General features: G+C 39.7%; 17 protein-coding genes. 15 read left to right on the top strand and 2 right to left on the bottom strand.

Features of this window, described 5'->3' with window-relative positions; all coding sequences use genetic code 11:
- Positions 1-155 precede the first annotated feature (155 nt).
- The 3 genes from rpoB to QRD39_RS07470 all read left to right on the top strand — a co-directional run bounded on the left by rpoB (position 156) and on the right by QRD39_RS07470 (position 7,998).
- Positions 156-3,737 carry a DNA-directed RNA polymerase subunit beta gene (rpoB, locus tag QRD39_RS07460; RefSeq protein WP_060933833.1) on the top strand — a complete coding sequence of 1,194 codons (3,582 nt, stop codon included), beginning with the start codon at positions 156-158 and terminating at the stop codon, positions 3,735-3,737.
- A 101-nt stretch (positions 3,738-3,838) separates the two neighbouring features.
- The gene (rpoC, locus tag QRD39_RS07465) at positions 3,839-7,477 is read left to right on the top strand and encodes a DNA-directed RNA polymerase subunit beta' (RefSeq protein WP_143566773.1); all 3,639 of its coding nucleotides are present in this window, start codon (positions 3,839-3,841) and stop codon (positions 7,475-7,477) included.
- Positions 7,478-7,635: 158 nt separating this feature from the next.
- Complete coding sequence (locus tag QRD39_RS07470; RefSeq protein WP_021146573.1) at positions 7,636-7,998, top strand: DUF1033 family protein; 363 nt, start codon at positions 7,636-7,638, stop codon at positions 7,996-7,998.
- Between the two features lie 236 nt (positions 7,999-8,234).
- Here QRD39_RS07470 and gap read toward each other — a convergent pair whose 3' ends face one another.
- Both gap and QRD39_RS07480 read right to left on the bottom strand, forming a co-directional pair.
- Positions 8,235-9,248: a type I glyceraldehyde-3-phosphate dehydrogenase gene (gene gap, locus QRD39_RS07475; RefSeq protein ID WP_285956119.1), complete on the bottom strand. Its 1,014-nt coding sequence runs from the start codon at positions 9,246-9,248 to the stop codon at positions 8,235-8,237.
- A gap of 319 nt (positions 9,249-9,567) precedes the next feature.
- Positions 9,568-10,047, bottom strand: a complete 480-nt coding sequence (locus QRD39_RS07480; RefSeq protein WP_285956120.1) for an RrF2 family transcriptional regulator — start codon at positions 10,045-10,047, stop codon at positions 9,568-9,570.
- Between the two features lie 193 nt (positions 10,048-10,240).
- On the opposite strand from QRD39_RS07480, the gene QRD39_RS07485 reads away from it, so the two are divergent.
- The 12 genes from QRD39_RS07485 to QRD39_RS07540 all read left to right on the top strand — a co-directional run bounded on the left by QRD39_RS07485 (position 10,241) and on the right by QRD39_RS07540 (position 18,425).
- The gene (locus QRD39_RS07485; RefSeq protein WP_002887447.1) at positions 10,241-11,143 is read left to right on the top strand and encodes a DMT family transporter; all 903 of its coding nucleotides are present in this window, start codon (positions 10,241-10,243) and stop codon (positions 11,141-11,143) included.
- Between the two features lie 304 nt (positions 11,144-11,447).
- The gene (gene comGA, locus QRD39_RS07490) at positions 11,448-12,389 is read left to right on the top strand and encodes a competence type IV pilus ATPase ComGA (RefSeq protein WP_008536104.1); all 942 of its coding nucleotides are present in this window, start codon (positions 11,448-11,450) and stop codon (positions 12,387-12,389) included.
- On the top strand, positions 12,271-13,371 hold the full coding sequence (gene comGB, locus QRD39_RS07495; protein ID WP_285956121.1) for a competence type IV pilus assembly protein ComGB: 1,101 nt from the start codon (positions 12,271-12,273) through the stop codon (positions 13,369-13,371). Before comGA ends, comGB begins: the two co-directional genes overlap by 119 nt.
- A gap of 8 nt (positions 13,372-13,379) precedes the next feature.
- Positions 13,380-13,694: a competence type IV pilus major pilin ComGC gene (gene comGC / locus QRD39_RS07500; protein ID WP_037609465.1), complete on the top strand. Its 315-nt coding sequence runs from the start codon at positions 13,380-13,382 to the stop codon at positions 13,692-13,694.
- Complete coding sequence (comGD, locus tag QRD39_RS07505; protein ID WP_285956147.1) at positions 13,654-14,082, top strand: competence type IV pilus minor pilin ComGD; 429 nt, start codon at positions 13,654-13,656, stop codon at positions 14,080-14,082. Before comGC ends, comGD begins: the two co-directional genes overlap by 41 nt.
- Entirely contained in the window at positions 14,054-14,344 is a 291-nt protein-coding gene (comGE, locus tag QRD39_RS07510; protein WP_002887438.1) for a competence type IV pilus minor pilin ComGE, read from the top strand. The genes comGD and comGE overlap by 29 nt, the downstream gene beginning before the upstream one ends.
- Positions 14,331-14,768 (top strand): competence type IV pilus minor pilin ComGF, encoded by a 438-nt coding sequence (gene comGF / locus QRD39_RS07515; RefSeq protein WP_285956122.1) that lies wholly within the window; start codon positions 14,331-14,333, stop codon positions 14,766-14,768. The genes comGE and comGF overlap by 14 nt, the downstream gene beginning before the upstream one ends.
- Positions 14,746-15,063: a competence type IV pilus minor pilin ComGG gene (gene comGG, locus QRD39_RS07520; protein ID WP_002887436.1), complete on the top strand. Its 318-nt coding sequence runs from the start codon at positions 14,746-14,748 to the stop codon at positions 15,061-15,063. The genes comGF and comGG overlap by 23 nt, the downstream gene beginning before the upstream one ends.
- Positions 15,064-15,107: 44 nt before the next feature.
- Positions 15,108-16,064, top strand: a complete 957-nt coding sequence (locus QRD39_RS07525; RefSeq protein ID WP_285956123.1) for a class I SAM-dependent methyltransferase — start codon at positions 15,108-15,110, stop codon at positions 16,062-16,064.
- Between the two features lie 56 nt (positions 16,065-16,120).
- Positions 16,121-17,314, top strand: a complete 1,194-nt coding sequence (locus QRD39_RS07530) for an acetate kinase (RefSeq protein ID WP_285956124.1) — start codon at positions 16,121-16,123, stop codon at positions 17,312-17,314.
- A 245-nt stretch (positions 17,315-17,559) separates the two neighbouring features.
- Complete coding sequence (locus tag QRD39_RS07535) at positions 17,560-17,757, top strand: helix-turn-helix transcriptional regulator (protein ID WP_021146567.1); 198 nt, start codon at positions 17,560-17,562, stop codon at positions 17,755-17,757.
- An 11-nt stretch (positions 17,758-17,768) separates the two neighbouring features.
- Complete coding sequence (locus QRD39_RS07540) at positions 17,769-18,425, top strand: CPBP family intramembrane glutamic endopeptidase (protein WP_285956125.1); 657 nt, start codon at positions 17,769-17,771, stop codon at positions 18,423-18,425.
- The last annotated feature ends 4 nt before the right edge of the window (positions 18,426-18,429 follow it).

Here is an 18,429-nt window from a genome sequence, read left to right on the forward strand (position 1 = left end):
GTTCTAAAAATTCACATCTTGCCCTATCTCTGAGTATCTGTTATTAGAGTGGTCAGATTTAGCATTTGATTGGATAAAGCACTAAAAAAGATGGCAAATATTTAAAGTGCACGACTTGCAAAGCAGGTCTCGAATGTAGAAAAGGAGTAGAAGACTTGGCAGGACATGACGTTCAATACGGGAAACATCGTACCCGTCGTAGTTTTTCAAGAATTAAAGAAGTTCTTGATTTACCAAACTTGATTGAAATCCAAACGGATTCATTTAAAGATTTCTTGGATACTGGTCTTAAAGAGGTTTTTGAGGATGTACTTCCTATCTCAAACTTCACAGACACTATGGAATTGGAATTCGTTGGTTACGAATTGAAAGAGCCTAAGTATACACTTGAAGAAGCTCGTATCCACGATGCATCATACTCAGCACCAATCTTTGTGACTTTCCGTCTTATTAACAAAGAAACTGGTGAAATCAAAACTCAGGAAGTCTTCTTTGGAGATTTCCCTATTATGACTGAGATGGGTACTTTCATCATCAATGGTGGTGAACGTATTATCGTTTCTCAGTTGGTGCGCTCACCGGGTGTTTACTTTAACGATAAGGTTGATAAAAACGGTAAAGTGGGTTATGGCTCAACAGTTATCCCTAACCGTGGGGCATGGCTTGAACTTGAAACAGATTCAAAAGACATCGCCTATACTCGTATCGACCGTACACGTAAGATTCCATTCACAACGCTTGTGCGTGCGCTTGGATTCTCAGGTGATGACGAAATTGTTGATATCTTTGGTGATAGCGAGTTGGTTCGCAACACTGTTGAAAAAGATATCCACAAAAATCCAGCAGATTCACGTACTGATGAAGCGCTTAAAGAAATTTATGAACGTCTTCGTCCGGGTGAACCTAAAACTGCCGACAGTTCACGTAGCTTGCTTGTAGCTCGTTTCTTTGATCCACGTCGTTATGATTTGGCTGCTGTTGGTCGTTACAAGGTTAACAAAAAACTTAACATCAAGACACGTCTTTTGGGACAAACAATTGCTGAAAACTTGGTAGATCCTGAAACAGGTGAAATCCTTGTTGAAGCTGGTACTGAAATGACACGTGATGTGATTGATTCAATCGCAGAACACTTGGATGGTGATTTGAACAAATTTGTATACACACCAAACGATTATGCGGTGGTTACAGAACCTGTTGTTCTTCAAAAATTCAAGGTTGTTGCACCAAATGATCCAGATCGTGTGGTTACAATTGTTGGTAATGCCAATCCAGACGATAAGGTTCGTGCTTTGACGACAGCGGATATCTTGGCTGAAATGAGCTACTTCCTTAACCTTGCTGAAGGTATCGGTAAAGTAGACGATATCGACCACCTTGGTAACCGTCGTATCCGTGCCGTTGGTGAATTGCTTGCTAACCAATTCCGTATTGGTTTGGCTCGTATGGAACGTAACGTGCGTGAACGTATGTCAGTTCAAGATAACGAAGTCCTGACACCGCAACAAATTATCAATATTCGTCCTGTAACTGCAGCGGTTAAAGAATTCTTTGGTTCTTCTCAATTGTCACAGTTCATGGACCAACACAACCCATTGTCAGAGTTGTCACACAAACGTCGTTTGTCAGCCTTAGGACCTGGTGGTTTGACACGTGACCGTGCCGGATACGAAGTTCGTGACGTGCACTATACACACTATGGTCGTATGTGTCCAATCGAAACACCTGAAGGACCTAACATCGGTTTGATTAATAACTTGTCTTCATACGGACACCTTAACAAGTATGGTTTCATTCAAACACCATACCGCAAGGTTGACCGTGCAACTGGTAAGGTAACCAACGAAGTGGTTTGGTTGACTGCTGATGAAGAAGATGAGTACACAGTTGCTCAGGCCAACTCTAAATTGAATGAAGATGGAACATTTGCAGAAGAAATCGTCATGGGTCGTCACCAAGGTAATAACCAAGAGTACCCATCACACCTTGTAGATTTCGTAGATGTTTCTCCTAAACAGGTAGTTGCCGTTGCGACAGCATGTATTCCATTCTTGGAAAACGATGACTCTAACCGTGCCCTCATGGGTGCCAACATGCAACGTCAAGCTGTGCCATTGATTGATCCAAAAGCACCATTTGTTGGTACTGGTATGGAATATCAAGCTGCCCACGATTCAGGGGCTGCTGTCATCGCTCAACATGACGGTAAAGTTGTTTACTCTGATGCCGATAAGGTTGAAGTTCGTCGTGAAGATGGTTCGCTTGACGTTTATACTGTTCAAAAATTCCGCCGTTCAAACTCAGGTACTGCTTACAACCAACGTACTTTGGTTAAGGTTGGTGATATTGTCGAAAAAGGTGACTTCATCGCTGACGGTCCATCTATGGAAGGTGGCGAAATGGCCCTCGGTCAAAACCCTATCGTCGCATACATGACATGGGAAGGTTACAACTTCGAGGATGCCGTAATCATGAGTGAACGTCTTGTGAAAGATGATGTTTATACATCTGTTCACTTGGAAGAATTCGAATCAGAAACACGTGATACAAAGCTTGGGCCTGAAGAAATCACACGTGAATTGCCAAATGTTGGTGAAGAAGCCCTTAAAGACCTTGACGAAATGGGTATTATCCGTATCGGTGCTGAGGTTAAAGAAGGTGACATTCTTGTTGGTAAGGTAACACCTAAGGGTGAAAAAGACCTTTCTGCTGAAGAACGTCTTCTCCACGCTATCTTTGGTGACAAATCTCGTGAAGTACGTGATACGTCACTTCGTGTTCCTCACGGTGGTGATGGTGTCGTTCGTGATGTTAAAATCTTTACACGTGCCAACGGTGATGAATTGCAATCAGGTGTTAACATGCTTGTTCGTGTTTACATTGCTCAAAAACGTAAGATCAAGGTTGGAGATAAGATGGCCGGTCGTCACGGTAACAAAGGGGTTGTTTCTCGTATTGTTCCGGTTGAAGACATGCCTTACCTTCCAGACGGTACACCAGTTGATATCATGTTGAACCCACTTGGGGTGCCATCACGTATGAATATCGGACAAGTTATGGAACTTCACCTTGGTATGGCTGCTCGTAACTTGGGTATTCACATCGCAACACCAGTCTTTGACGGAGCAAGTTCAGAAGACCTCTGGGATACTGTTCGTGAAGCTGGTATGGATAGCGATGCTAAGACAATCCTTTACGATGGACGTACAGGTGAGCCGTTTGATAACCGTGTGTCAGTTGGTGTCATGTATATGATCAAACTTCACCACATGGTTGATGATAAACTTCACGCTCGTTCAGTAGGTCCTTACTCACTTGTTACCCAACAACCTCTTGGTGGTAAAGCACAATTTGGTGGACAACGTTTCGGTGAGATGGAGGTTTGGGCCCTTGAAGCTTACGGTGCTTCAAACATTCTTCAAGAAATCTTGACTTACAAGTCTGATGATGTGAACGGACGTTTGAAAGCCTATGAAGCGATTACTAAAGGTAAACCAATTCCAAAACCAGGCGTTCCAGAATCATTCCGAGTACTTGTAAAAGAATTGCAATCACTCGGTCTTGACATGCGTGTCCTTGACGAAGACGATCATGAAGTTGAATTGCGTGATCTTGATGAAGGTGAAGATGACGACGTTATGCACGTTGACGATCTTGAAAAAGCACGTGTGCAACAGGCCAAAGAAGCTGCTGAATTAGAAAAAGCTAAAGAAGAAGCTTCAAATAAAGAAGAATAAACATAAGCTTTAGAAGTGGAAGATTCTTCCCCCTCTAAGGTAGCTGATAAAGGTGACAATAGAGCTACTATTGTCAATAGAAAAAAAGAAAGGTAATACTAGTGGTTGACGTAAATCGATTTAAAAGTATGCAAATCACACTAGCTTCACCAACTAAAGTCCGTTCATGGTCTTATGGTGAAGTTAAGAAACCTGAAACAATCAACTACCGTACGCTCAAACCAGAACGTGAAGGTCTCTTTGATGAAGTGATCTTTGGTCCAACTAAGGACTGGGAATGTGCGTGTGGAAAATACAAACGTATCCGTTATAAAGGTATCGTTTGTGACCGCTGTGGTGTTGAAGTAACACGTGCTAAGGTTCGTCGTGAACGTATGGGTCACATCGAGTTGAAAGCACCAGTATCACATATCTGGTACTTCAAGGGAATCCCTTCTCGTATGGGATTGACTTTGGATATGAGCCCTCGTGCGCTTGAAGAAGTTATTTATTTCGCAGCTTACGTGGTTATCGATCCAAAAGAAACACCACTTGAACCAAAATCTCTCTTGACTGAACGTGAATACCGCGAAAAATTGCAAGAGTATGGACATGGTTCATTCGTCGCTAAAATGGGTGCAGAAGCCATCCAAGATCTCTTGAAACAAGTGGATTTGGAAGCTGAAATTGCTGAACTCAAGGAAGAATTGAAGACAGCTACTGGTCAAAAACGTGTTAAGGCTGTTCGCCGTTTGGACGTTCTTGATGCCTTCTACAAGTCTGGTAACAAACCAGAATGGATGGTACTTAACATCTTGCCAGTATTACCACCAGATCTTCGTCCAATGGTTCAATTGGACGGTGGACGTTTTGCAGCATCTGACTTGAACGATCTCTATCGTCGTGTTATCAACCGTAACAACCGTTTGGCTCGTTTGCTTGAATTGAATGCCCCAGGTATCATCGTGCAAAATGAAAAACGTATGTTGCAAGAAGCGGTAGATGCCCTCATTGATAATGGACGTCGTGGTCGTCCAATCACTGGACCAGGTAGTCGTCCACTTAAATCTTTGAGCCACATGCTTAAAGGTAAACAAGGACGTTTCCGTCAGAACTTGCTTGGTAAACGTGTTGACTTCTCTGGACGTTCTGTTATCGCTGTTGGTCCAACACTTAAAATGTATCAATGTGGTGTGCCACGTTTGATGGCCATCGAACTTTTCAAACCATTTGTTATGCGTGAAATCGTTGCGCGTGAATACGCAGGCAACGTGAAAGCCGCTAAACGTATGGTTGAACGTGGTGATGAACGTATTTGGGATATTCTTGAAGATGTCATTAAGGAACACCCAGTACTTCTTAACCGCGCACCTACCCTCCACCGTTTGGGGATTCAGGCCTTTGAACCAGTCTTGATTGATGGTAAGGCCCTTCGCCTCCACCCACTTGCCTGTGAAGCCTACAATGCCGACTTTGACGGTGACCAAATGGCCATTCACGTTCCATTGTCTGAAGAAGCTCAAGCTGAAGCACGCTTGCTCCTCCTTGCAGCAGAACACATCCTTAACCCTAAAGATGGTAAACCAGTCGTAACGCCATCTCAGGATATGGTTCTTGGTAACTACTACTTGACAATGGAAGAAAAAGGCCGTGAAGGTGAAGGTATGGTCTTCAAGGATATTGATGAGGCAGTGATGGCTTATCGTAATGGTTATGTTCACTTACATAGCCGTGTCGGTATTGCTGTAGACAGCATGCCTGATAAACCTTGGAAAGAAAACCAACTTCACAAGATTATGGTAACAACCGTTGGTAAAATCTTCTTTAACGAGATTATTCCAGCAGAAATTCCATACCTCCAAGAAATCACAAATGAAAACTTAACCGATAGTACGCCAGATAAATACTTCCTTGAACCAGGTCAAGATATCCAAACCGTTATTGATAGTTTGGAAATCAATGCACCATTCAAGAAGAAAAATCTTGGTAACATCATCGCTGAAACCTTCAAACGTCTTCGCACGACTGAAACGTCAGCCTTCCTTGACCGTTTGAAAGACCTTGGTTACTATCACTCAACACTTGCTGGTTTGACCGTTGGTATCGCCGATATCCCAGTTATTGATAACAAACAAGAAATTATTGATGCTGCTCACCACCGTGTTGAAGAAATTAACAAAGCCTTCCGTCGTGGTTTGATGACAGATGATGACCGTTATGTTGCTGTTACAACAACATGGCGTGAAGCGAAAGAAGCACTTGAAAAACGTCTGATTGAGACACAAGATTCTAAGAACCCAATCGTTATGATGATGGACTCAGGAGCTCGTGGTAACATCTCTAACTTCTCCCAACTTGCCGGTATGCGTGGTTTGATGGCCGCTCCTAACGGACGTATCATGGAATTGCCTATCCTTTCAAACTTCCGTGAAGGTTTGAGCGTTTTGGAAATGTTCTTCTCAACTCACGGTGCTCGTAAAGGTATGACTGATACGGCCCTTAAGACAGCCGACTCAGGTTACTTGACTCGTCGTTTGGTTGACGTTGCTCAGGATGTTATCATCCGTGAAGATGACTGTGGAACAGACCGTGGTCTTCTTATCCGTGCGATTACTGATGGTAAAGAGGTTACAGAAACACTCGAAGAACGTCTTCAAGGTCGTTACACTAAGAAATCAGTTAAGAATCCTACAACAGGTGAAGTCATCGTAGGTCCAGATACCTTGATTACTGAAGAAATGGCTGCTGCTATTGTCAATGCTGGTGTTGAAGAAGTCACTATCCGTTCAGTATTTACATGTAACACACGCCACGGTGTCTGCCGTCACTGTTATGGTATTAACTTGGCAACTGGTGATGCGGTTGAAGTTGGTGAAGCGGTTGGTACTATCGCTGCCCAATCTATCGGAGAACCTGGTACACAGCTTACTATGCGTACCTTCCACACCGGTGGGGTAGCCTCAAACACCGATATCACACAAGGTCTTCCACGTATCCAGGAAATCTTCGAAGCTCGTAACCCTAAAGGGGAAGCGGTCATTACTGAAGTTAAGGGTAATGTTATCGAAATCGAAGAAGATGCTGCAACACGTACTAAGAAGGTCTTCGTTCAAGGTAAAACTGGCATGGGTGAATATGTTGTACCATTTACAGCTCGTATGAAAGTTGAAGTGGGAGATGAAGTTCACCGTGGTGCCGCTCTTACAGAAGGTTCAATCCAACCAAAACACCTTCTTGAAGTTCGTGATACCTTGTCAGTTGAAACTTACCTTCTTGCAGAAGTACAAAAAGTTTACCGTAGCCAAGGGGTAGAAATCGGAGACAAGCACGTCGAAGTAATGGTTCGTCAAATGCTTCGTAAAGTACGTGTCATGGATCCAGGTGACACAAATCTTCTTCCAGGAACACTTATGGACATTGCAGATTTCACAGATGCTAACAAGGATATTGTTATTTCTGGTGGTCTTCCTGCAACATCACGTCCAGTTCTTCTTGGTATCACTAAAGCCTCACTTGAAACAAATTCATTCTTGTCTGCGGCTTCCTTCCAGGAAACAACACGTGTCCTCACAGATGCTGCTATCCGTGGTAAGAAAGACCATCTTCTTGGTCTTAAAGAAAATGTTATCATTGGTAAGACTATCCCTGCTGGTACAGGTATGGCTCGCTACCGTAACATTGAACCACTTTCAGTTAACGAAGTTGAAGTTATTGAAAACATTGCTGTTGATGAAGCAATTGTGGAAACATCTGAAGACTAAGATTACAATAAAAGGGCTCACAGCTGTGAGTCCTTTTTGTATTTATATGACCAGAATGTCTTCTTTTCTTGATAAACATGAAAAATAAAACCATTTTTTTTATCTTTCCCAGAAAATTTTGTATAATAGGAAAACAAAAGATGAAGTGAGAAAGAAAGATGTACCAAGTAGTTGAGATGAAAGGTGACTTGGAGCCGTGGTGGTTCTTAGAAGGCTGGCAAGAGGATATTATCAGCACAAAGGAATTTGAAGATTTTTACGATGCTCTAAAGTACTACAAAAAACTTTGGTTTGCCATGGAAGAAATCTTGCCAAGCTATATTAGTCGTAGTAGTGTCATGACTGCCTTTTGGGATCAAAAGGATAAGCATTGGTGTGAGGAGTGTAACGAATATCTGCAGGTTTACCAATCTATCGCCCTCTTGGATGATTGGAAGGAAATTCCTGAGGAAAAATATCGTCCAGGCTATGAAAAGCGTAATGACCTTCCAACTCATGCCCATTGTAAAATAAAACGATAATCAGGATTATTGAATTGAAGCTCGAAATTTTCGTTTTTTCTGATTATTTTATTAAATCTATAAAATTATCAAAATTTTAGAGTTTTGGATTATTTGATCTTTATGGGTAAAAATAAATTAGAATAAGGAATTCCTCTGTGATGTAAGAGAAAAGTAGAATATTGTGTTAAATAAAAAGTAGCGAAGATATTTTCTAAAAACATCTTCGCTGCTTTTTATTGATTCTTACTATTCAATTATTTGGAAATATTAGAAAAATATTCTAGGGTACGGATTAATTGAGCTGTGAAACTCATTTCATTATCGTACCAAGCTACAGTCTTAACAAGATAGTTTTTTCCATCTGTAGTAACTTCTGTTTGAGTTGCATCGAAGATTGAACCATGGGTATCTCCGATAATGTCACTAGAGACAATTAAATCCTCGTTATAGGCAAAACTTTCATTTTGTGCAGCTTTCATTGCTGCATTCACCTCTTCGACAGTGACGGGGGTTTTTACGAGACTAACTAGTTCTGTCAGAGAGCCAGTAGGAGTTGCCACACGTTGTGCATGGCCTTTTAGCAAACCATCTAATTCTGGAATAACTAGCCCAATAGCTTTGGCAGCACCAGATGAAGTTGGAACCGTATTTACTGCGGCTGCTCTCGCACGTCGTAAATCTCCTTTGCGATGAGGAGCATCAAGAGTCATTTGATCTCCAGTATAGCTATGAATTGTTGTCATAGTACCAACTAGAATTCCGAATTTTTTATTTAAAGTGTCAGCCATAGGAGCTAGGCAATTTGTTGTACATGAACCTGGTGAGATGACTGTTTCTTCACCAGTCAAGGTTTCATGATTTACATTGAATACGACAGTTTTGACATCGTTTCCACCTGGTGCTGTGATGATTACCTTCTTTGCCCCACCATTTTTATGGAGATGTTTTTCTGCTTTTTCTTTCGTTGCAAAGAAGCCTGTTGCTTCTAGCACAATATCTACACCAGATGAAGCCCAATCAATTTTTTCAGGATCAGGCTCACTAGTTACTTTGATAAACTTGTCATTAATAACAAAACCATCTTCTTTAACATCAATTGTTCCCTTAAATTTTCCTTGGGTACTATCGTATTTTAAAAGATGAGCTAACATTTTTGAATCAGTTAAATCATTAACGTGGGTAACTTCTATATTTTCAAGTGTTTGAATACGACGTAATGCCAAGCGACCAATTCGACCAAATCCATTAATTCCGACTTTAACTACCATTTTAGTGGTCCTCCTTTATAGTATTTATACAACTTGGATTTTATTAAAAATCAGCTGTAAAACTCGCTATAACCTTATTAAAACTCTCTAGTCTATTATAGAAACTATCACTTTATAATCAGTATCTAGCACCAAATTTTTAGTAGAAATATTTCTCAAACTATAGTTAGAAAGGTTTCATAAGAATTTGCTGTTTTCATCTAGATGAAGTGTACAATATATATATTTACGATAAAGAAGATATATTATATCTTCAAATAAAATATAAAACAAATGGAGATTTTTGTCAAGAATTTATAAAAAGTTGAAGATTTATTCTTCAACTTTTTTGATGTTTGTTAATCCAATTTCGAATGTCAGTTAAATCGTAGTTCATTTCAGCTTGGAAAGCAACTTGACTGAGAGTGATAGAAATCAATGTGGAAACTAGTGTGTTTTCAATGACATCAAGTGAATTGGTGACAACACATTTTTTAGCTTTTGAACCTTCCTCGTCTCCTAAAAATTTTTTTAGGAGGTTTTGACTTTCAAAGATTCTATTTTTCCCCTCGATTGCAACAAAGACATCATAAAAACTGATTTTACTCAGAGGTTTGGAGAGGGCTATTCCTCCATTTTTTCCTCGAACTGATTTTACTAACCCCTCGTTATCTAATAGCTTAATAATTTTTTTTAAATAAGAATCTGAAACTCCCAGTCGTTCACTCAAGAAAACAGAATTGATATATTTTCCTTCTGGTAGTTGATCTAGCATGAGTAAAACATAGATAGATTGCTCCCATCCTGATGATAAACGCATCTTAGCACCTCCGTATAAAAGATAAGTTTCATTCAAAGTAACAGTATAGACTTTTTTTTTATTTTTCTCAATACACAATAAAGTAAAATATCATTTTAGGATTTTTGATAAATATCTTGACAATTCAATTTTATTGACTATAATAAAAGACAAAAAATATCATAAATATCTTTTAATTAGGATGTGGCTATAAATGAAGAAAAATTCTGACATTATTTTTGTTATTTCTATTCTACTTACAACTATTTTTATGGGCTCCTCTTTTCCAACAGGAAAGTATCTAATAGCGGTTGAAAATACTCCACCATTATTGATTGGAGGTGTAAGATTTATTATTGCGGGAGTAATAATGCTTGGCTTAACAATTATAAATAGGAACTGCTTTTCTATTATTCCTAAAAGTGGAGAAAGTAAATTAAGAGGACTTGCTCTTGTAGCGACTATTGGGTTATTGCAAACTGCGGGGACTATGGGTTTTCTTAATCTTGCTTTAGCTTATGGTGTTTCGTCCTCAATGTCTTCAATTATTTTATTTACGAATCCCCTTTGGTTAGCACTTTTAGCTCACTTTTTTCTTAAAGATAAACTCACATTTAAGAAAGTTAGTGCTTTACTATTAGGAATTGCAGGAGTTTCAACCTGTATTGGATTGGATAGTACAGCATTTAATTTTGGTTCTCTATTTGCTTTACTAGGTTCATTTTGTTGGTCTATTAATACGATTATTACCAAAAAAGTTCCATTTGATAATGGTCCGTGGGTTTTTACAGGATGGCAACTGTTGCTTGGTGGGGTATTTCTTTATTTGTTTTCATTGCCTTTACATGAAGGTTATGATTTCTTGAACTTGGGCTTATGGGGTTGGATTTGGTTTGTATGGTTAATTATACCTGCCTCTGTTGGTTCGTTTGGATTATGGTTTTTTAGTTTAGGACAAAAAGGAGCAACGGTGGCTAGTAGTTTTTTGTTTTTAGTTCCTGTATTTTCAACTATCTTTTCAATTATAGGGTTGCATGAAAAATTTTCTTTAAATTTGTTGATAGGTGGTGTCATGGTAGTATCTGCTCTAGTTTTGGTAAATTGGAAATACAAATAATGATGGAGCGATTTATGGAAGTTGGAAATGAAATTTTTATTCGAGATGATGGCTTTTGGTTTGGAGCTTTCCAAAAGGTATAGGTCAATTTATATTGGTATTAAAATAATTAGATATATAAGTTATTAAAGATTATAGTTTGATGCAAGGTACATAAATTCCCAAAGTGCTTGGGATTTGGATGTATTGACTAATTAATAGCTTCATGACATGAAAAGAGGAATTTGCACTGATTTTAGAGTTAATCCTCTTTTTTTTAGTCCTTTTTACAATCTTTTGCGAATAGGACTATGAGGAGGTCCTTATGGTAACAGAATTTGCTAAGGAAATGATCAAAAATGCTGATAGTTGTGGGGCTCAAGACATCTATATTATTCCACGTCAGGATAATTACGAGCTCTATATGCGAATTGGGCAAGAGAGGAGATTGATTGATGTATATCGGCCTGATTTCATGGCTAGTCTTATTGGTCACTTTAAATTTGTGGCAGGAATGATGGTAGGTGAGAAACGTAGGAGTCAATTGGGCTCTTGTGACTATGATTGTGGTGATGGTCACTTGGTTTCTCTGCGTTTATCAACTGTTGGAGACTATCGAGGCTTGGAAAGCCTGGTTATTCGTGTTCTTCATTCCGAACGAAGAGAGTTAACGTACTGGAATCAAGGGATTCAGCCAATTGTGGATGCATTGGATTATCGAGGTTTGTACCTTTTTGCAGGTCCTGTGGGTTCTGGGAAGACGACGCTTATGCATGCCTTGGTACAGGAGCGTTTTAAGGGGCAACAGGTGATTTCAATTGAGGATCCTGTAGAGATTAAACAGGATAATGTCTTGCAGCTCCAGGTTAATCAGGCGATTGATATGACCTATGATAATTTAATCAAGCTATCTCTGCGTCATCGTCCGGATGTTCTGATTATTGGAGAAATTCGGGATAGAGAGACTGCCCGAGCCGTTATTAGGGCTAGTCTGACAGGAGTGACTGTTCTTTCAACCATTCACGCCAAGAGTGTGGCCGGTGTTTATGAACGCCTCCTGGACCTTGGTGTAGACAAGTCTGAATTGGATAATGCGCTTCAAGGGATTGCCTATATGCGTTTGATAAAGGGAGGAGGTGTGATTGATTTTGCCAAAGAAAGTTTCCAAAACCATTCGTCAACCAGCTGGAACCAGCAACTGGAAGACTTGGTTAAACAGGGACATCTCACTGAAAGGGATATCCAAGGGGAGAAAATTAAAGATTAACCAACAAGTCAAGGTTATTCAGCTTTTCAAACAACTCTTGAAGGCAGGATTCACCCTAACTGAAATTGTGGCTTTCTTGGAGCGCAGTCATTTGTTGAAAGAGTCCTCATTATCTCTTATGAAAGAGAGTTTAATGCGAGGTGAGAGATTGGACCAGATGTTTGCATCAGTGGGCTTTTCGGATAATATTGTCACTCAGATTGCACTTGCTGATAAGCACGGAGATCTTTTAGGGAGCTTGACTAAGATTGAAACGTATATGCTTCGCATGACCAAGGTTCGTAAGAAACTCATGGAAGTGGCGACTTATCCTATCTTGCTTTTGGGGTTCCTGATTTTGATTATGTTGGGGCTCAAAAATTATCTTTTACCACAGCTTTTAGAAGGTGATGGTAAGGATAACTGGGCAGTACAACTGGTTCAAATGTTTCCTCAGTTGTTCTTTGTGAGTTTGCTTGGATTCCTTGTGTTAGGGATTCTCCTCTATGTCTGGGTGAAACGCCAGTCAGCTCTTGCTTTTTATAGGCGAATGGCCAAAATTCCATTTATTGGTCAGACAGTAAGGCTTTACACGACAGCCTATTATGCTAGGGAGTGGGGAAATCTATTAGGTCAAGGCGTTGACTTGCTAGATTTAGTGGCTCTTATGCAAGAGCAAAAATCCAAGCTCTTTCGTGAGCTGGGGACCGATTTGGAAGAAGCCTTGATGTTGGGGCAGAGTTTCCCTGAACGTATTGCCAGTCATCCGTTTTTCACTGAGGAGCTCTCCCTAATTATTGCTTATGGGGAGGCTAATGCGAGGTTGGGATATGAGCTTGAAGTCTATGCTGAAGAGGTTTGGCAGACCTTCTTTAACCGTCTTAATAAGGCGACAACCTTTGTACAACCCCTCATTTTTGTTATTGTTGCTGTCGTGATTGTAATGATCTATGCAGCCATGTTATTACCGATGTATCAAAATATGGAAGGAATGATGTCATGAAATTGATGTTGAAAAAATTGAATGCCGTTAAGTTACGTGCTTTTACTCTGATTGAAATGCTGGTCGTGTTGCTCATTATCAGTATTCTTCTTTTGCTCTTTGTTCCTAACTTGAGTAAGCAAAAGGATTCTGTAAAAGAAACTGGAAATGCAGCTGTCGTCAAAGTTGTGGATTCTCAAGCAGAACTCTATGAAATGAAAAATAACAAGACAGCTAGTTTAGCAGCTCTTGTTTCATCAGGTCAAATTACACAAAAACAGGCAGATTCATACAATGATTATTATGCGAAACATGGTGGTGAAAGCCGCTCAGTTGCCAATTAGGGCCTTCACCTTGTTGGAAAGCTTGGTGACATTAGCAGTCGTTGCTTTTCTTACTCTGAGTTTGTCAGGGTCAGTGACGGGGATTTTTCAGCAAGTCGAGACTAATCTTTTTTATCTACGCTTTGAGTATCTGTATCGGGATAGTCAGCGCTTGGCAGCAGCGGAAGGGACTAACATTGAATTGCAGCTGACTAAGGATAAGATTAGTAATGGAAGAACCAGTCTCTCTATTCCTGAAAACATTCATCTGGATAAGGGGCAGACCCTAGTATTTGATGCTAAAGGAGGCAATTCTAGTCTTAGTAAGATTCGTTTCACAAGTAACAAGGAGGTGGTGACTTATCAGCTTAACATGGGCAGTGGAAAATATAAAAAGACGGTCTCTTAGAGGCTATATTCTCATCGAAAGTTTGGTAGCCATGGCCGTTTTAGTGCTTGTCAGTGGCCTCATCTTAGAGCAAATTAACACTAATCGTAGGTTAATGGCTAAGAATCTTCATCAACAAGAGGTCTTGAGTGTGGCAACTATGGCCGTCCAGACCAAACAGGATCAGTTGACCTTAAATGGCATTACGGTGACAGTGAAACGTAGCAAGCAAGGCATCACAGTTTATGAATCAGGAAAGGAAATTACTCATGTCTCTAAATAGTAAGGTTCGCGCCTTTACCCTTTTGGAATGTCTGGTAGCCTTACTGGTTATAGCTGGTTCTGTCCAAGTATATCAAGGTTTAACCACCGTTCTGGTGAGCAATGTCAAACAGGTAAGACAACAAGAAAATCAAGATTGGCTTCTGTTTGTCCAACAAATGGAGGCAGAGTTAGAAGGTTGTCAGTTGATTAAAGTAGAAGGCAACAAGCTCTATGTCAAGCAGGATAATCAAGACTTGGCCTTTGGTATCTCAAATGCTTCTGATTTTCGAAAAACTAACGCCGATGGTCGAGGTTATCAACCCATGCTTTTCGGTTTAAAATCTAGTACAATCAGTCAAAAAAATCAGATAGTCACCATTGAAGTTATTCTTAAAAATGGTCTGCAAAGGAGTTTCGTTTATGCTTTTGAAAAAACAAGTTAGGGGAGGTGTTCTCCTCTATGCCCTTTTTATGGCTGGCATTTTTACACTTCTTCTTCAGGTTTATCTGGATAGGGTAGTTGCTAGCTCTAGACAAAATCAAGCACAAACAGTAGCTAGTCAGAGTCGACTTATGGCAGAAATGACTGTGGATTTGGCTGACAAGGAGTCGGGTTCTTTTAGTTTTGCTCAGGGAAGTACGACTTATGAGGTAAAAGACAAGAAGATGATTGTTAGAGTTGAGAATGAAGGACACACCAAGACCTATCACTATGTGAAGAAAGAGGACCAGAAATAGCAATTCTTCCCCCTTTTTGATATGATAGAGGGACGGAGGAAATCATGAATTTTGAAGCAATTGAGACAGCTTTTGCGCTGTTGTTAGAAAATGTCCAAACCATTGAAAATGATCTTGGGACCCATGCTTACGATGCCCTTATCGAGCAAAATTCCTATTATTTGGGGGCTGAGGTTGATAACGAACTTATCATCAAAAATAACGAGAAATTACGTGCTCTTAATCTAAGTAAAGAGGAGTGGCGTCGAGCCTTTCAGTATTTATTTATCAAACTAGGGCAATTAGAAGCCTTACAAGCCAATCACCAATTTACACCAGATGCCATTGGATTTATCATTCTTTACCTACTTGAGGGTTTGACCAAGGACGATCAATTAGATGTCTTGGAGATTGGTTCAGGTACAGGCAACTTGGCTGAGACTCTTTTAAATAATAGTCACAAAAACCTTAATTATATGGGAATGGAAGTTGACGATTTGCTTATTGATTTGTCAGCCAGTATTGCTGATGTGGTGAACTCAAAAGCGGTTTACATTCAAGAAGATGCAGTTCGCCCCCATATCCTCAAAGAAAGCGATGTTATTATCAGTGACCTGCCAGTAGGTTACTACCCTAACGATGAGATTGCGAGTCGTTTCAAGGTAGCAGCAACTGGTGAACACACTTATGCCCATCATCTTCTTATGGAGCAATCGCTTAAGTACTTGAAGAAAGACGGTATTGCTATTCTTTTGGCACCAACTAATCTTTTAACGAGTTCACAAAGTGATTTGCTTAAGAAGTGGCTATCAGGATATGCTGATATTATTGCTGTAATCACTCTTCCTGAAGCAGCTTTTGGCAATAAACACAATATGAAGTCTATCTTTGTGATTAAAAAGCAAACAGAAAATGCTCCAGAGACCTTTGTTTATCCGCTTAGTGATTTACAAAATCCAGAGATTCTTAAAGATTTTACTGAGAATTTCCAAAAATGGAAATCAGACAATTCCATTTTATAAAAAAACATGATAAAATAAGACTATATTACTGAAAGCGTTTTACAAAGAGGTGACTTATGACAAAAACAATCGCAATCAATGCAGGAAGTTCAAGTTTGAAATGGCAATTGTATGAAATGCCATCTGAAGTTGTACTTGCCAAAGGGTTGATTGAGCGTATCGGATTAAAAGACTCTATTTCAACAGTTAAGTTTGATAATGATTCTGAAACGCAGATTTTAGATATTACCGATCATGTTCAGGCTGTAAAAATCGTACTTGATGATTTGATTCGTTTTAATATCATCAAGAATTATGATGAAATCACAGGTGTAGGTCATCGAGTGGTTGCTGGTGGTGAGTATTTCAAAGAATCAAGTTTGGTAGATGATGAAGCATTAGCGAAAATCGAAGAATTGTCTGCTTTGGCTCCACTTCATAATCCTGGTGCAGCCTCAGGGATTCGTGCCTTTAAGGAGCTCCTCCCAGATATTACCAGTGTTGCTGTTTTTGACACAGCCTTCCATACATCTATGCCAGAAGTGGCTTACCGTTATCCAGTGCCTAATCGTTATTATACAGACTATCAAGTTCGTAAATACGGAGCACATGGAACAAGCCACCAATATGTTTCTCAAGAAGCAGCTAAGCTACTAGGAAAACCTATTGAAGAAACTAAGATTATCACAGCCCATGTCGGAAATGGTGTTTCAATTACTGCCGTGGACGGTGGTAAATCAGTAGACACGTCAATGGGATTGACACCACTTGGTGGGGTTATGATGGGAACACGTACTGGGGATCTTGACCCTGCGATTATTCCATTCATCATTGACCGTGAGCCTGATATGGCCGATGCTGAACGTATTCGTCACGTCTTTAATAAAGAATCAGGACTCCTTGGTATCTCTGAAAAATCAAGTGATATGCGTGATATCATTGCTGGTAAACATGAAGGAGATGAAAAATGTATTTTAGCCTACAATCTCTATGTGGATCGTTTGCGTAAATACATCGCCCAATACTTTGGCGTATTGAACGGAGCGGATGCTATCGTCTTTACAGCAGGTATTGGTGAAAATTCTGCAGAAGTTCGCGCTTCAGTTTTGAATGGTCTCACTTGGTTTGGCATTGAAGTGGATCCTGAAAAGAATGTCTTCGGACATGTTGGCGATATTACAACAGCAGAGTCACCTGTTAAAGTTTTTGTCATCCCAACAGATGAAGAATTGGTGATTGCTCGTGATGTTGAGCGCCTTAAATCTAAATAAGTTATCAAAAAATTGATAAGACCAGAAAAGTTGGCTGAGAAATCAGTCAGCTTTTTTGAGTACTCGGAAAGAATTATTCGCCTATATCCGGATATGTCATTCGATAAGTAAAGAAAACTTTACAAAAAATGTAAAACAGACTTTACAAAATATGTCAAGTGAACTATACTATAAATGTAAAGCGAACTTGATAAAAGGTAAGGAGACGAAATATTTGAGAAAAAACTATAAGGTTGAGGTATCATATGGAAACAAAGATTCAGGAACTTCGCAAGGCTAATAAGATTAGTCAGGCAGAGTTAGCAGATGAGATGGGAGTCACGAGACAGACCATCATTTCACTCGAAAAAGGTCGCTATAATGCGTCCTTGGAACTAGCTTTTAAAATTGCTAGGTATTTTGGAAAGACTATTGAAGAAGTCTTTCTTTTTGAGGAAGATTAAGGAGTAAAGATATGTTTAAACAAGTAATGAAGAAAATTGGTGTTATTTTTTTAGCGCTCACTCTACTAATCTTAGATTTAACACTATTAGGTGCTTTCCCGCTACTTACTCAGGATGGTAAGTTTTCACTTGTGGAGCAAATAGGTTACGGTGTTTGGGCATTAGGGAGTTTGGCTATTTTTATCGTGATTGCTTATAGATTTAAACTCTTATCGCTTAAAGAGATTAATTGGAGACGTCTCGTTGCGATTGCTTCTCTTAATCTCGTCATCTTTTTCCTAGGTGATCTTCTAGGGTATTTTGTTGGTCAGTTAACGCACAATGCGACTATGGAAAATCAAGCTGCTTTAAATGATATCTTTGCCCACGTACCATTCTATCTTTACCTAGTAGTCGCCGGTTTTATTATTCCGATTATGGAAGAAATCATTTTTAGGGGACTCTTAGCCAAGGTACTCTTTGGAAAATACTTTAAGACGGGTCTTGCTATTTCCAGTCTTCTCTTTATGGCTGGTCACTCAGCATTTACGCCTCAAACAATTGTCGTCTATGGTATTATGTCAGCTGGTCTTGCCATAACTTACTATAAGACTAAGCATATCGAGTACAGTATGGGTGTTCATATTTTAAACAACAGTATAGCTGTCCTACTCATCCTTTTTGTTTAAGGTG

This window comes from Streptococcus raffinosi (genome assembly GCF_030284685.1).
Lineage (GTDB): Bacteria > Bacillota > Bacilli > Lactobacillales > Streptococcaceae > Streptococcus > Streptococcus raffinosi.

What these genes read in the sequence shown, in the direction of transcription:
- QRD39_RS07540 (WP_285956125.1), top strand. Translation starts at nt 17,769, where the DNA reads ATGTTTAAACAAGTAATGAAGAAAATTGGTGTTATTTTTTTAGCGCTC.
- QRD39_RS07535 (WP_021146567.1), top strand. Translation starts at nt 17,560, where the DNA reads ATGGAAACAAAGATTCAGGAACTTCGCAAGGCTAATAAGATTAGTCAG.
- QRD39_RS07530 (WP_285956124.1), top strand. Translation starts at nt 16,121, where the DNA reads ATGACAAAAACAATCGCAATCAATGCAGGAAGTTCAAGTTTGAAATGG.
- comGD (WP_285956147.1), top strand. Translation starts at nt 13,654, where the DNA reads ATGCGAAACATGGTGGTGAAAGCCGCTCAGTTGCCAATTAGGGCCTTC.
- comGF (WP_285956122.1), top strand. Translation starts at nt 14,331, where the DNA reads ATGTCTCTAAATAGTAAGGTTCGCGCCTTTACCCTTTTGGAATGTCTG.
- QRD39_RS07480 (WP_285956120.1), bottom strand. Translation starts at nt 10,047, where the DNA reads ATGCGTTTATCATCAGGATGGGAGCAATCTATCTATGTTTTACTCATG.
- QRD39_RS07485 (WP_002887447.1), top strand. Translation starts at nt 10,241, where the DNA reads ATGAAGAAAAATTCTGACATTATTTTTGTTATTTCTATTCTACTTACA.
- comGG (WP_002887436.1), top strand. Translation starts at nt 14,746, where the DNA reads ATGCTTTTGAAAAAACAAGTTAGGGGAGGTGTTCTCCTCTATGCCCTT.
- gap (WP_285956119.1), bottom strand. Translation starts at nt 9,248, where the DNA reads ATGGTAGTTAAAGTCGGAATTAATGGATTTGGTCGAATTGGTCGCTTG.
- QRD39_RS07470 (WP_021146573.1), top strand. Translation starts at nt 7,636, where the DNA reads ATGTACCAAGTAGTTGAGATGAAAGGTGACTTGGAGCCGTGGTGGTTC.
- QRD39_RS07525 (WP_285956123.1), top strand. Translation starts at nt 15,108, where the DNA reads ATGAATTTTGAAGCAATTGAGACAGCTTTTGCGCTGTTGTTAGAAAAT.
- comGA (WP_008536104.1), top strand. Translation starts at nt 11,448, where the DNA reads ATGGTAACAGAATTTGCTAAGGAAATGATCAAAAATGCTGATAGTTGT.